Source organism: Amycolatopsis sp. NPDC003676 (genome assembly GCF_053587275.1).
Genome location: NZ_JBSFNS010000017.1, coordinates 1 through 12767 on the forward strand (window position 1 = coordinate 1; position 12767 = coordinate 12767).

A 12767-nucleotide genomic window follows, 5' to 3' on the forward strand; every position below is an offset into this window, starting at 1 on the left:
TGCTGGGCGTCCTCCGACGGGTTCACGTCGGGGTGCAGCTCACGGGCCAGCTTGCGGTACGCGCGCTTGATCTCCTGATCGCTCGCGTTCTGGCTGGCCTGGGTTCGCGGTTCGTGCCACTCTGCTCACATGGGGGACGACGAAGTCTTTGGCACCGAATTGGCCCGTAACCTGCAGCGCCTGGTGAAAGCCGCGGCCGAGTCGGCCGGATCGGGCAACGGGAATGAGCTGATCGACCGCGTCACTGGGCACCTCGGCGTGCCGCTTGCGCAGGCGTTGGTGGTCACGCGCAATTTCGAGGACTGGGAACACGCGACCATCCAGGCTGGGGTCGACGCGTACCTGGCCGAGCACGGGATCGGCACCGACTGGTTCGGCATCGCGGGTGGTCTGCGCGGCCACGAGGACCTGGTCGGCATGCTGGTCACGGCCAAACAGCACGGCCACTACGAGCTGGGCGCGGTGGACTACGCGACGGTCGCGATCGGCCCGGACGAAGCGGCGGACGTCGTCCAGCTCGGGCTGGTCGGCACGGTCGCACCGGACGGTTCCCAAGTGTTGATCGGCGTACGCGGCGCGGCCCCGCAGTACGGGCAGGTGAACTGCCGCCTCGAGGTGATCGCCGAGGACCGGCGGGCGGCCACCGAGACCCGGGATCGCATTGAAGCGCTGATGACCGAGCACGACGTGCTGCGCGGCCAGGTGATCGCGTTCGGCCTGAGCGAGCACCGCAACAACGAGCTGGTTACCTTTTTGCCGCGGCCGGAGCTGCGCAAAGAAGACGTGGTGCTGCCGGATGGCGTCCTCGAAGCGATCGAGCGGCACACCATGGGCATCGCCGAACACGGCGCGCGTCTGGCTGCGGCGGGGCAGCACCTGAAGCGCGGCCTCCTTCTGCACGGCGCGCCCGGCACTGGAAAAACGCACACCGTGCGATATCTGATGGGTCAGCTCCCGGACTGCACGGTCGTGATCCTGACCGGCGCCGCGATGCGGTTCATCTCGCAAGCCGCTTCCCTGGCGCGGCGGTTGCAGCCGAGCATCATGGTGCTGGAGGACGTCGACCTGATTGCCGAGGACCGCGACCTCGCACATGGCCCGACGCCGCTGCTGTTCAGCCTGCTCGACGCGATGGACGGCGTCGGCGGCGACGCGGACGTCACCTTCCTGCTCACCACCAACCGGGCGAGCAGTCTGGAGAAAGCGCTGGCAGACCGTCCCGGACGGGTCGACTTGGCGGTCGAGGTGCCGCTGCCGGACGCGGCTGGCCGGGAAGCGTTGCTGCGCTTGTACTCCCGCGGCCTGGAGCTGACGGCTGACCTCGCCCCAGTGGTCGAGGCGACAGACGGTGTCACGGCGTCCTTCATGAAGGAACTGCTTCGCCGGGCGTCGCTCCACGCGTTGGCGCTCAGGCCCGAAGAGCCAGTGCGGGTCAGCGACACCGAACTCGGCAATGCCTTAGCCGAGATGAACGACGCGCGCAGCAGCCTGACCAGGTCGTTGCTCGGCAGTCAAGGCCGCAACGCGCCCGGGTAAAGATCAGCATCCGACGGCACCTTAGTCCCGTGGAACCAGTCGTTGAGAAACCCGCTTAAATCGCGCCCAGCGACCTTCGACACCAGCTTCTCGAAGTCCGCCCAAGTCGCGTTCCCGTTGCGATGCTGCCCCACCCACTCGTGCAGCACCTTCTCGAATCCGGGCTCTCCCAGTTCCCGGCGCAGCGCGTGCACGGCGAGGATGCCCTTGTCGTACGCACCCTCGAACAGGTGCTCCGGCCCCATGTCGACGAGCTTCTGTCCCCAGAAATCCGTGCTGCCCTTGGTGATTTCGACGGCCGCGCGATAACGGTCGTCCAGGTTCTGGCCCTCGCGTTCGCCCCACATCCACTGTGCGTACGACGCGAAGCATTCGTTCAGGCAGATGTCCGCCCACGAGTTGAGCGACACCGAATCACCGAACCACTGGTGTGCGTTCTCGTGCACCATGGTCAGGATTTCCGCCCATTTCGCATAATTGGGACGGGTTTGCGTTTCCAGGGAGAAGTGGATGTTCTCGTCGAGGTAGATCCCGCCGGCCGCGCTTTGCGGGTATTTGCCGAACTTGCTTTCCAGGAACGAGAGCACCTCCGGCAGCCGGTCGCCGGTGGCCTCGCGGGGTTCGGCGCCGGGTGCGTAGCCGGAAACGACCGGCGTGCCGTCCGGGAGCGTGGAGCGCTGCACGGTGAACTTGTCGATCGCGATCGTCGTCAGGTAGCTGGCCACCGGATTCGGATCGGCCCACGTCGTGGTGGTCTTGCCGTCCTTGGCGCTGGTGCCCTGCTCGCGGCCGTTGGACAGCACCGTCCAGCCGGTGGGCACGTGCGCGGTCAGCGTGAACGTCGCCTTGTCGCGCGGGGTTTCGTTGACCGGGTACCAGAACGACGCGGAATGCGGCTCGCCGACCAAATACGCGCCGCCGTCCTCGGAGCGGGCCCAGCCGTTTTCCGATCCGCCGTCGTGCGGGGTTTTCGCCGGAATACCCGAATAGCGCACGCGCGTCCGGAACGTCGAACCCGACCGCAGCGGTTCGGCCGGAGTTACGACCAGTTTGTTCTTTTCCCGGCTGTATTTAGCCGGTTTGCCGTCGATCTCCACCGCGGCGACGTCCAGTCCGCGCAGATCGAGGCCGAAGCGGCTGAGGTCTTGGGTGGCTTTCGCGGAGACCGTGGTGTCGCCGTCGAGGCGGCCGCTCGGCGGGTCGTAGCTGACATCAACGTGATAGTCGAGGGCGTCGTATCCGCCGTTGCCGTCGTCGGGAAAGTACGGATCGCCCGCGCTGTTCGCGCCCGGTGCCGGATGCATCGGCGGCGGTGGAGCGGCGGCGGGTTCGGCAGGGCTGCACGCGGACAGCGCAAGCACGCCGATGAGGGCGAGGACGGCGGTCGGGCGGCTGCGCATTCCTTCACCCTAGGGGCAGGTTTGTGATGAAGTAGCGGTGAAAACCCAGGAGGAGTAATGCGACCAGGCCTGATTGACTTCGGCGGCGACGAACGCCACGGCGTGTCGATCCTGCTGCTGCACGGGCTGATGGGCCGCGCCCGCACCTGGTGGCCGGTCGCGCAATGGCTCAAGCGATACGGCCGCGTGCATGCTCTCGACGCCCGTGGTCACGGCCGTGCGCCGCACACCGGGCCGTGGACGACCGAGCGGTTCGCCGAGGATGTCGCGGACGTGCTGGCCGACCTCGGGCCGTCGGTGCTGATCGGGCATTCGATGGGCGGGCTGCACGCGTGGGCCACCGCGGCGAAATACCCGGAGCTGGTGCGCGCGGTGGTCAGCGAGGATTTCGCCCCGGACCAGCGCGGACGCACCGTCGAGACCTGGCGGGGCTACTTCGAGAGCTGGCCGGTGCCGTTCGAATCGCTGGCCCATGTGCGCGAGTTCTTCGGCACCGCGGGCGACTACTTCACCGAATGCGTCGAGGAACGCGAAGACGGCTATCACCTGATCGCCGACCTGGAGAACCTGTACGAGATCGCCGCCGAATGGGGCCGCCGGGACTACTGGTCCATTGTGGACGGTATCCGCTGTCCGCTGCTGCTGGTCGAGGGCGAGCACACCGCGATGCCCGCCGGTCAGCAAGCCGAGGTCGCAGCGCGGGTGCCCGGCGCGAAGCACCTGATCGTGTCCGGTTCGGCGCATCTGCCGCACGCCGAGGCTCCCGAGACGTATCGCGGCGCGGTGGAAGCGTTCCTGTCCGGCCTGTGACGCCCCACGTGTGCCGCCCTCGCTGGCACACGTGAGGCGTCCCCGGTCAGCGGGCCAGCTCGGTGCGCCACGCGGCGGTCGAGCGGTCTGCCGGCACGATCAACGGCCAGACGTCCGAGCCGAGGTAGGCGGACTCGTCGCTGGCCCGGGCCGCGGTGCAGCTGTCGCGGGAAAGTCCGTGCTCAGCGGCCAACGAGGACACCGCGTCGGCGGTCGCCTTGCCGAACACGCCGTCGGTCGGCACGCCGAACCCGGCCGCGCGCAGGAACCGTTGCGCGGTCATCACCCGCGGTCCGGTGTCGCCCGGCTTGAGCAGCGGCCATTCCGGCGCGTCGAGCCGAGCGACGGACAGGCCGAGCTGCTGCCCGACCGCCTTGCGCAGCTCCGGAAGCCGGTCGTAGAGCACCTGGCCGCAGCACTCGGTCGAGTTGAAATCGCGGTGGCCCTTGATGAACTCGGGGGTGATGCCGTATTGGTGCGCGATGTAGGCGATCAGCTGCACGAGCGAATTCCACAGCGCGACCGGCACGTCGACCGTGCTGTAGAGGCCCTCGTTCTCGATGCCGAGGCATTCGCTGTTGTGGTTGGCGACGTTCGCGCCCTGCACGTGCTGCGTCCCGCCGCGCAGGATTTCGAGGCTGCGGTGCCGCCCCTCGGTGACGAAGCCGCCGCGGCTGTTCGTGAACTGCTGGCCGGTGTCGATCCAGCCGCGGGTGTCCATGTGGAAGTTCTGGATGTCCCGCGAGATCTGCAGCGCGTGCGCCAGCGAGTAGTCGGTGTTGTTGCCGGGATCGACGGTGTGGTGCACCACGATGTACGTCGGCTTGTGGTTCTCCACCACGATCGCGCCCGACGGCGGCCGGGCGTTCCACTCGGCCGTCGAATGGATGGTCGGCGTGGTGACGGCGGCCGCGGATCTCGCCGTGGCGAACCCCAAAGCGCCCACGGCGGTGACGGTGAGGCCGCCCTTCAAGACGGCACGACGCGTTGCTTCCCCCATGCGGAACTCCTCAGCCCGGAAGTGCGACGGGGGAAAGCTAACCCGGCGCCCCGGAGGGGACAACTTTTTGCCGACTTTCGTCGTAGTGCGTCAGTGTTCCCCGGGAAGCGCGAAGAGCCCGTCGGGGGTTTGCTCCAGCAGACCGTCCACAAGCAGCGAATCCAGGCACCGGTCGCGCTGGCCGGATTCGTGCCACACGAGGTCCAGCCGAGCCTTCTCGACCGGTCCCTCGCTGCCGCGCAGGACGTCCAGCAGCAGCCCGCGCACCTGCCGGTCGGTTCCGGCGAACTTCTGCACCGGCTTGGCCGGACCGGCGTATTCGGGACGGCCGTTGTGCTGCCAGGCGCATTCGGCGTAAATCGGGCAGTCCGCGCACTTCGGCGACCGGGCGGTGCAGATCAGCGCGCCCAGTTCCATCAACGCCGCGGACAGCTTCGCCGCGGGCGCGTCTTCAGCGGGCAACAACGCCTCGACGTCTGCCATGTCACGGGTATTCGACGCCGGGCCAGCGTCACCGGCGCCATGCACAGCGCGCGCGACCACCCGTCGGACGTTCGTGTCCACCACCGGTGCACGCTTGCCGTACGCGAACGCCGCCACCGCGCGCGCCGTGTACGCGCCGATGCCGGGCAGCGCGAGCAGAGTGTCCACATCGGACGGAACGACGTCGCCGTGCTCCTGCGCGATGACAGTGGCGGCGGCATGCAGCCGAAGCGCGCGACGCGGGTAGCCGAGCTTGCCCCACGCGCGCACGACCTCGCCGGTGGTCTCGGCGGCCAGCGCTGAGGGCACCGGCCAGCGGGCCATCCACTCCAGCCAGATCGGCTGGACGCGCGAGACCGGCGTCTGCTGCAGCATGATTTCGCTGACCAGCACGCCCCACGCCGAGCAGTCCGGCTCCCGCCACGGCAGGTCGCGGCCCACCTCGGCGAACCAATCGATCAGAACGTCGGTGTCTACTGCCACCCCGCCATTGAATACGACGGCTCTTACTTGACCTCGGTCAGGCTCCCGGCCTTCACGTCGTAGACGAATCCGCGCACGTTGTCGTTGTGCAGGAGGAAGTCGCTGCGCCGGGCGCGCTCCACCGAGGTGCGCACGCTGTCCTCGACCTTGCGGAACGCCTCGACCGCCCAGGTCGGCCGCAGGCCGGTCGCGGACTCCAGCTCGTCCTTGAACTCGTCCTCGGTGACCGTGGAGAGGCCGCAGTCGGTGTGCTGGACGATCAGCACCTCGCGGGTGCCGAGCTTGCGCTGGCTGAGCGCGAGCGAGCGGATCATGTCGTCAGTGACCACACCGCCCGCGTTGCGCAGCACGTGCGCCTCGCCCTGGAGCAGGCCGAAGATCTCGAACACTCGGATCCGCGCGTCCATGCAGGTCAGGATCGACACCTGCAGCGACGGCTTGGGGGAGGACCGGTCGCCGGGGACGATGTTCCCGATCTCCTGATTACGCTTGAGCAGCACGTCGATGGAGGTCATGGGGCACCTTTCGGCCTGCGCTTCCCCGCGGACGCGGGCGGTTCTTTCCATGGAACCGGCCCGAGGGCGCGCACACAATGCGGTGGGCCCGAAATCACGGCAAAGGCTGGGGGTGCTCGTGAGTGCTGATCACGGTTCTAACCGCGATTGCCACTCACGACTCACCCGCCGAACCAGGGCTCCTCGACCGTCCGCGGCGGCGCCGACGTGCGGCCGACCCGCAGTTCGGTCGGCAGCGTGATGACCTTGGGCCCGACCCGCTCGGCCGAGCTGAGCAGCAGCCGTCCGGCCACCTTGCCCTTCTCCAGCACCGGCTGATGCACCGTCGTGAGCCCCGAGCGCTCCGCCTCGGCGATGCCGTCGAAACCGGTCACCGTGAGGTCGAGCGGCACCCGCAGCCCGCGTCGCGCGGCCTCGGCCAGCGCACCGAGCGCGAGAATGTCCGAGGTGCAGACTAGGGCGGTGACCTGCGGATACGCGTCCAGCAGCTGACGCGCGGCCGAGGCGCCGTCGTCCACCGTGTGGTCAAAACGCTCGACCACCGGCACGGTCGCCCAGTCGACGCCAGCCGAGGAAAACGCCGTCGCCAGCGCCTCCAGCCGGGTGCGCTGCACGTGGAAGTGCGCGCCGCTCTGGCGTTCGGAGGTCACGAAATCGTCGTTGCGCTCGCGGCCGAGCCGCATGCAGAGGACGCCGATCTGCCGGTGGCCGAGCGCCACCAGATGGTCGGCGAGCTGCGTGACGGCGGCCGCGTCGTCCGGGCCGACGCGATCCACGCCCTCGATGCGGGGCTGGTCGATGATCACCGTCGGCACGGGCCGTTCCAGGACGGCCGCGAGATGCGGGTCGTCGTCCGGCACCGAGTACACGACGAACCCGTCCACGCCCGCGCGGTGCACCGCGGCGAGGTCCTCGCGACCGGGGCTGGCCGGCACGAGATGCAGGCCGACGCCCGCGTCCTCGCAGGCCAGCGCGAGCCCTTCGAGCACGCCGACGGCGGCCGGGTCGCGGAAGGCGTAGGAGAGGTTCTCGGTCAGCAGCAGCCCGACCGCGCCCGCCTTGCGGGTGCGCAGCGAGCGCGCGACCGGGTCCGGGCCGGGGTAGCCGAGCCGTCGTGCGGTCTCGAGCACCCTGCGGCGCAGTTCCGGGGAGAGCTGATCCGGGCGGTTGTAGGCGTTGGACACGGTGGTCCTGGACACCCCGAGTTCCGCCGCGAGCGACGCCAATGTCGCCTGCCTCCGGGTGCGAATAGGACGGCCCATCCGCAAACCGTAACGGTTCAGATCGTTTTCCAGAAGCGACACCCCTGTGGTGAGCGTCTCGATCCTCTCGGTGATCAAGAGCGGGTACGGCCACCCGGTGGAGTGAGGCTCGCCGTTCGGATGGGGTAAAGTGAATCTGACAACGGTTTCCATTAGCAGTTCGACCCAGGAGTGCCCGATGACTTCCCGCCGCACCACGAGCGTTCTCGCCGCCGCGTCGGCTCTGGCTGTGTTCGCGCTCGGCGCGTGCTCCAGCACGTCCTCGACCGGTTCCGGGGCGGGAGGGGGAACGGGCGATCAGGTGAAGGTCGTCGCCTCCACCGATGTCTGGGGCAGCGTCGCGTCCGCCATCGGCGGCGACAAAGTGCAGGTCACGTCGATCATTCACGATCCCTCCGCCGACCCGCACTCGTACGAATCCACCGCCGACGACGCGCTCGCCGCCAAGAAGGCGCAGCTGACCCTGGCCAACGGCGGCGGCTACGACGAGTTCTTCACCAAGCTGTCCGGAGAGGCGGCTTCGGCGAAGAAACTGGTCGCCTACGACATCGCCAAGCCGGGCGAGGAGAACGAGCACGTCTGGTACGACCTGCCGGGCGTCGAGAAGGTCGCCGACCAGGTCGCGGCCGCGCTCGGCGAGATCCAGCCCGCGTCGAAGCAGGCGTTCGAGGACAACGCCAAGACCTTCAAGGGCCAGCTCGACGGCCTGATCAAGAAGGCGGGCGCGCTCGGCACCGCGCACCCGAACACGAAGGTCGTCGTCACCGAACCGGTCGCGCACTACCTGCTGAAGACCGCGAACATCGCCGACGCCACCCCGAAGGCGTTTTCCGACGCGATCGAGAACGAGACCGACGTGCCCGCCGCGGCGGTCTCCGAGTTCACCAAGCTGATCAAGGAAAAGCAGGTGAAGGCGCTGGTCAACAACGTGCAGACGGTCACCCCGCTGACCAAGCAGGCCGTCGCCGACGCGAAGGCGTCCGGGGTCGCGGTGGTCGACGTATCCGAGACGCTCCCGGCGAACGTCACGGGCTACATTGACTGGATGACCAAGGATGTGGACGCGCTGTCGGGGGCTCTGAACAGCTGATGTCCGTCCAGCTTCCGGAAGCCGGCCCCGCGGTCCGCGTGCGCGGGGCCGGGCTCGCCTTCGGCGACCGCACCCTCTGGTCCGGTTTGGACCTGGACGTCGAGCCGGGCGAATTCCTGGCCGTCCTCGGCCCGAACGGTTCCGGCAAAAGCAGCTTCCTCAAGGCGTTGCTGGGCATGCAGTCGCTGTCGGCGGGCACGGTGGAAATCGCGGGCGGCCGTCCGGGAGGCGCGAACCGCAAGGTCGGCTACATCCCGCAGCAGCGAGCGATCGACGATTCGCTCACGCTGCGCGGCGTCGACCTCGTCGGTTTAGGACTGGACGGTCACCGCTGGGGCCCTGGCCTGGCCGGAATGCGCGCCCGGAAGCGCCGCGTCGCGTCGGTGATCGAATCGGTCGGCGGCACGCGCTACGCGAAACAGCCGGTCGGCCGCTTGTCCGGAGGCGAGCAGCAACGCCTTCGGGTAGCGCAGGCGCTGGTCGGCGACCCGACGGTGCTGCTGTGCGACGAACCGCTGCTGTCGCTGGACCTGGCGCACCAGCGCGCGGTCAGCGAACTGATCGACGCGCGACGCCGCGAAGCCGGGTCCGCGGTGCTGTTCGTGACGCACGAGATCAACCCGGTCCTGCAGTTCGTCGACCGCGTGCTGTACCTGGTGAACGGCCAGTTCCGGATCGGCAAGCCGGACGAGGTGATGACCTCGGAGACGCTGTCGGATCTGTACGGGACGAAGATCGAGGTGCTGCGCGTCGGCGGGCAGATTCACATCGCGGGTGCGCAAAGCGCGCTGTGCGAGGACGAACCGCATCACCACGAGCAGGAAGCAGTGGGCTGAGCCTTGGACGGCATGTTCGACTTCGCCAAGACGTGGGAGCTGATCGCGGAACTGGACAGCGTCCGGATCGCGCTGATCGCCGCCGCGGTGCTCGGCTTGCTGGCCGGGGTGCTCGGCCCGCTGATCGTGATGCGCCGCATGTCCTTCGCGGTACACGGCACGTCCGAACTGGCCTTCACCGGCGCCGCCGGCGCGCTGCTGCTGGGCGTCGGCGTGGAATACGGCGCGCTCGCCGGTGCGGTGGCTGCCGCGCTGCTGCTGGGAATCCTGGGAATCCGCGACTCGGATCGCGATTCGGTCATCGGCGTGATCCTGTCCTTCGGGCTGGGCATGGGCGTTCTGCTGCTGTCGTTCTACAAAGGACGGTCAGCGAACAAATTCGGGATCCTGACTGGCCAGATCATCACCGTGGACAGCACGAACCTGACCGCCTTGGCGATCGCCGCCGCCGCGGTCTTGGCGGTGCTCGCGCTGATCTACCGTCCGCTGCTGTTCGCCAGCGTCGACCGCGCGGTAGCCGAGGCACGCGGGGTCCCGGTCAAGACTTTGACGGTGCTGTTTTCCCTGTTGGTCGGCGTCGCGACGGCGCTGAGCGTGCAGGTGGTCGGGTCGCTCTTGGTGGTCGCCCTGATGGTGACCCCCGCCGCGGCCGCTGCCCGGGTGACGGCGAGCCCGTTGCGCGCGACGGTGCTGTCCGTGGTGTTCGCCGAGATCGCCGCACTGGGCGGGATCGTGCTGTCGCTCGCGCCGGGGTTGCCGGTGAGCGCGTTCGTGACTTCGATTTCGTTCTTGATTTATCTGGTGTGCCGGGTGATCGCGTGGGTCCGCGACCGTCGGCGCGGGGTGCGGACTAGCCCGGTGGAAGCGGCTCCGGTTCCGGTCGGTTAGCGGTAGACGGTCACCTGCTGGCGAGACATCGTCGGCTGGTCGATCTGGTCGAGGACGGCTGTCGCCAGATCCGCGTAGGACAACGGGATTGCCGCTGCCTGGGAGTCGAGCACGTCGCCCGCAATCTGGTACTCGCCGGTCGTCGGTGCTTCAAGCGACAACTCGGGTGGTGGCGTGACGACCAGCCAGTCCACCGCGGCGGGTTGTTCTCGCCAGGCGGCCAGACTCTTCATCCGGGCTTCCGCGAAGGGACGCAAGAAAGCGGGAAAGACCGAGGCGTCCTCGAACACGCGGCCGTTGCCGGTACGAAGAGTCGCGGCGAGACCGATTTCGATCATCCGGGACCCCCGCGCGGCCTGAACCAGGTTCTCGGCCAAACGCACGTAGTGCCCGGGGTCGAAGCCTTCGAACGACTCAGGCGGGCCGGGAAACGGCGCCACCGCATTCACCAGCGCCGCGAACTCGCCAGGCTCGCCGGCCAACGCAGCCGCGACGCTGTCAGAGTCGGTCAGGTCGCCCGCGACGACAGTGACACCCTTCCCGAGGGCGGCCAGCTTTTCGTGTCGGCTGGGGTCGCGAACCACTCCGAGCACTGGGCGTCCGCGGCGCAGCGCCTCGGCAACTACGGCGAGCCCGGCCCGCCCGCCAGCGCCGAAAACCACGACCGGATTGTCTCGCTCATCAGGCACCATGTACGCGAACGTATCGTCGGAAAACTGGTTACTTCAACGAAACCGGAGGCCGCCGGAGATGTCTGCCGATGCCCAGGTCAGCGCGCGGATGGATCCGGCGTGCCCGATGGCGGCCTTCCCTTTCCACGTGGGCGGGAAGTGGACCGGAATGGTCGTCGTCGCGTTGCTGGACGGCCCGCGGCGGTTCGGCCATCTCCGGCAAACCTTGGGCCTCAGCAGCGCCAAAGTCCTGACCGAAACCCTGCGCGACATGGTCCGCGACGGTCTTCTCACCCGCACCGACCACCAGGCCAATCCGCCCCACGTCACCTACGAACTGACCGACCTGGGCCGCAGCCTCCTGCCCGTCATCGACGCCATGCGCGAGTGGAGCGATCAGCACCTGGCCGATCTCCTTGCCCACCGCCAAAACCACCCGATCACTACCGGATCGGATGCTGCGCCAACGCCGTCTTCACCGCCGAAATAAAGCCCTCATCAGTAAACGGCACCAACCCGCCAGCGACGTTCCGCTCCACCGCCTGCAGCACCACCACGTGCGAGTTCACGAACTGGTCCACCGCCTGCGACTGCGGCGTCTTGTCCGTCGAATACGCCAAATACGTGAGATTCGTGAACGCCGCCTCCAGGTACCGCGACGACGCGAGGCTGAACGAGTCGCCGTAGACGAGGGTCGGCTGGTCGATCGTGCCGACGATCGGCGGGGCCGAGCGGTGCACCGGCTGGTCGATGCTTCCGACGAATTCTCCCGCGCGGTCGGTGACGCCGTCCGGGCGCAGGTTGTACCGGGTGTTCGTCTTGACGCCGGTTTGGCCGAGCAGCAGCGGCAGGTCCGCGACCGCGTCGTACTGGCCGTCCGGGGCGCTCAGCCAGCTGTTCGTGGAGCCAGGCTTGAGCGTCTCGGCGAGCGCGCGCGTCAGGACGAGGCCGCCTTCGTCGCGCCAGTGCGTGTCGTTCGGGGCGTAGATCGGGTGCCCGACCTTGGCCGCTTCGGCGGCGAGTTGCGGGCGCAGGTCGAGCGAGTGGCCTTCGGTGGTGATCTTGTACCAGTCGTTCGGCGAAGCGGCCTGCGAACACTCCTTGCCCGGATAGCTCGCGGGCAGGAACTGCGGCACCATCGTCGTCTTGTCCGGCGTCACCACGAACACGAACTTCCGGCCGGACGCCTCGACGGCCGAGCGCAGTTCGTCGATCCGCTTCATCGTGGTGTCGATGTCCTGGGTCGGCGTGCACTTCGCCTCGGAATCGTAGCCGTAGTACAGCCAGCCGTCCGCGCCCTGAACCACCTTGCGGTATCCGGCCTGGCTGGAACCCGGCCCGCTCGGCACCGTCGGACCGGTGTTCGGCGCGCCCGGTTGCTGCAGCGGCGGTGCCGGGATCGGGCCGTTGCTCGACGCCGAACCCTGGTCGAGCGGTGCGGCCTCGCCGAAGACGCCCTCGCTGATCCCGTTCGCCGCGTTGATCGCGCCCGCGCGGAACGACAGCTGGTCCGTCGCCCATTTGGGGAGGTTGGTGAAGAACTTGAACCCCTCGCCAAGGTTGGGGAATCCGGCGAGCTTGTGGTTCTCGATCTCGCTCGGCCGGACCCCGACGACCCACAGCATGGTCGGCGTCACGAAGAACAACAGGGCGCTGACCAGCGCGGTCAGCTGCCGCTTGCCGTGCCGCGGGCGATGCAGCGCGTGCTCGCGGGGCAGGTAGGCCTCGTGGACTGCGGGCAGCTGCGGTGGCTCGGACACGGCACTGAGGTTAGTCAATTCGAGTGAGCCCGG

The 12767-nt window shown here is 68.4% G+C and carries 13 protein-coding genes and 1 pseudogene; 6 read left to right on the forward strand and 8 right to left on the reverse strand.

What is annotated here, in order from left to right; all coding sequences use genetic code 11:
* A pseudogene (locus ACWDNU_RS13640) lies at positions 1-95 on the reverse strand (DnaJ domain-containing protein); the annotation flags it as partial.
* Between the two features lie 34 nt (positions 96-129).
* Here ACWDNU_RS13640 and ACWDNU_RS13645 point away from each other — a divergent pair.
* Positions 130-1536 (forward strand): AAA family ATPase, encoded by a 1407-nt coding sequence (locus tag ACWDNU_RS13645; RefSeq protein WP_449669041.1) that lies wholly within the window; start codon positions 130-132, stop codon positions 1534-1536.
* Here ACWDNU_RS13645 and ACWDNU_RS13650 read toward each other — a convergent pair.
* Positions 1512-2936, reverse strand: a complete 1425-nt coding sequence (locus ACWDNU_RS13650) for a M1 family metallopeptidase (RefSeq protein WP_449669042.1) — start codon at positions 2934-2936, stop codon at positions 1512-1514. The two genes, ACWDNU_RS13645 and ACWDNU_RS13650, sit on opposite strands and share 25 nt — an antisense overlap.
* Before the next feature lie 57 nt (positions 2937-2993).
* On the opposite strand from ACWDNU_RS13650, the gene ACWDNU_RS13655 reads away from it, so the two are divergent.
* Positions 2994-3746, forward strand: a complete 753-nt coding sequence (locus tag ACWDNU_RS13655; protein WP_370933635.1) for an alpha/beta fold hydrolase — start codon at positions 2994-2996, stop codon at positions 3744-3746.
* A gap of 46 nt (positions 3747-3792) precedes the next feature.
* On the opposite strand, the gene ACWDNU_RS13660 is transcribed toward ACWDNU_RS13655, so the two are convergent.
* The 4 genes from ACWDNU_RS13660 to ACWDNU_RS13675 form a co-directional block, all read right to left on the reverse strand.
* Entirely contained in the window at positions 3793-4746 is a 954-nt protein-coding gene (locus ACWDNU_RS13660) for a peptidoglycan recognition protein family protein (protein WP_449669043.1), read from the reverse strand.
* 90 nt (positions 4747-4836) lie between these two features.
* A complete protein-coding gene (locus ACWDNU_RS13665; RefSeq protein ID WP_370933637.1) occupies positions 4837-5712 on the reverse strand; it encodes an HhH-GPD family protein in 876 nt (291 codons plus the stop codon).
* Between the two features lie 23 nt (positions 5713-5735).
* A complete protein-coding gene (locus ACWDNU_RS13670; RefSeq protein ID WP_182895763.1) occupies positions 5736-6227 on the reverse strand; it encodes a beta-class carbonic anhydrase in 492 nt (163 codons plus the stop codon).
* A gap of 161 nt (positions 6228-6388) precedes the next feature.
* Positions 6389-7489 carry a LacI family DNA-binding transcriptional regulator gene (locus tag ACWDNU_RS13675; protein WP_037809317.1) on the reverse strand — a complete coding sequence of 367 codons (1101 nt, stop codon included), beginning with the start codon at positions 7487-7489 and terminating at the stop codon, positions 6389-6391.
* A 178-nt stretch (positions 7490-7667) separates the two neighbouring features.
* On the opposite strand from ACWDNU_RS13675, the gene ACWDNU_RS13680 reads away from it, so the two are divergent.
* From ACWDNU_RS13680 to ACWDNU_RS13690, 3 genes are read left to right on the forward strand one after another with little or no spacing between them, the layout of a single operon-like run.
* Positions 7668-8579, forward strand: a complete 912-nt coding sequence (locus tag ACWDNU_RS13680; protein ID WP_449669044.1) for a metal ABC transporter solute-binding protein, Zn/Mn family — start codon at positions 7668-7670, stop codon at positions 8577-8579.
* On the forward strand, positions 8579-9415 hold the full coding sequence (locus ACWDNU_RS13685) for a metal ABC transporter ATP-binding protein (protein ID WP_037808198.1): 837 nt from the start codon (positions 8579-8581) through the stop codon (positions 9413-9415). The genes ACWDNU_RS13680 and ACWDNU_RS13685 overlap by 1 nt, the downstream gene beginning before the upstream one ends.
* A 3-nt stretch (positions 9416-9418) precedes the next feature.
* Positions 9419-10303 (forward strand): metal ABC transporter permease, encoded by an 885-nt coding sequence (locus ACWDNU_RS13690; protein WP_370933640.1) that lies wholly within the window; start codon positions 9419-9421, stop codon positions 10301-10303.
* Here the strand turns inward: ACWDNU_RS13690 and ACWDNU_RS13695 are convergent.
* On the reverse strand, positions 10300-10995 hold the full coding sequence (locus ACWDNU_RS13695) for an NAD(P)-dependent oxidoreductase (protein ID WP_449669045.1): 696 nt from the start codon (positions 10993-10995) through the stop codon (positions 10300-10302). The two genes, ACWDNU_RS13690 and ACWDNU_RS13695, sit on opposite strands and share 4 nt — an antisense overlap.
* A 106-nt stretch (positions 10996-11101) precedes the next feature.
* On the opposite strand from ACWDNU_RS13695, the gene ACWDNU_RS13700 reads away from it, so the two are divergent.
* A complete protein-coding gene (locus tag ACWDNU_RS13700; protein WP_449669113.1) occupies positions 11102-11464 on the forward strand; it encodes a winged helix-turn-helix transcriptional regulator in 363 nt (120 codons plus the stop codon).
* On the opposite strand, the gene ACWDNU_RS13705 is transcribed toward ACWDNU_RS13700, so the two are convergent.
* The gene (locus tag ACWDNU_RS13705; protein ID WP_449669046.1) at positions 11418-12734 is read right to left on the reverse strand and encodes an alginate O-acetyltransferase AlgX-related protein; all 1317 of its coding nucleotides are present in this window, start codon (positions 12732-12734) and stop codon (positions 11418-11420) included. The genes ACWDNU_RS13700 and ACWDNU_RS13705 overlap by 47 nt on opposite strands.
* Between the last annotated feature and the right edge of the window lie 33 nt (positions 12735-12767).

Coding starts and splice junctions, on each gene's coding strand:
- ACWDNU_RS13645 (WP_449669041.1), top strand. CDS start 130: ATGGGGGACGACGAAGTCTTTGGCACCGAATTGGCCCGTAACCTGCAG.
- ACWDNU_RS13650 (WP_449669042.1), bottom strand. CDS start 2,936: ATGCGCAGCCGCCCGACCGCCGTCCTCGCCCTCATCGGCGTGCTTGCG.
- ACWDNU_RS13655 (WP_370933635.1), top strand. CDS start 2,994: ATGCGACCAGGCCTGATTGACTTCGGCGGCGACGAACGCCACGGCGTG.
- ACWDNU_RS13660 (WP_449669043.1), bottom strand. CDS start 4,746: ATGGGGGAAGCAACGCGTCGTGCCGTCTTGAAGGGCGGCCTCACCGTC.
- ACWDNU_RS13670 (WP_182895763.1), bottom strand. CDS start 6,227: ATGACCTCCATCGACGTGCTGCTCAAGCGTAATCAGGAGATCGGGAAC.
- ACWDNU_RS13675 (WP_037809317.1), bottom strand. CDS start 7,489: ATGGGCCGTCCTATTCGCACCCGGAGGCAGGCGACATTGGCGTCGCTC.
- ACWDNU_RS13680 (WP_449669044.1), top strand. CDS start 7,668: ATGACTTCCCGCCGCACCACGAGCGTTCTCGCCGCCGCGTCGGCTCTG.
- ACWDNU_RS13685 (WP_037808198.1), top strand. CDS start 8,579: ATGTCCGTCCAGCTTCCGGAAGCCGGCCCCGCGGTCCGCGTGCGCGGG.
- ACWDNU_RS13695 (WP_449669045.1), bottom strand. CDS start 10,995: ATGGTGCCTGATGAGCGAGACAATCCGGTCGTGGTTTTCGGCGCTGGC.
- ACWDNU_RS13700 (WP_449669113.1), top strand. CDS start 11,102: ATGGCGGCCTTCCCTTTCCACGTGGGCGGGAAGTGGACCGGAATGGTC.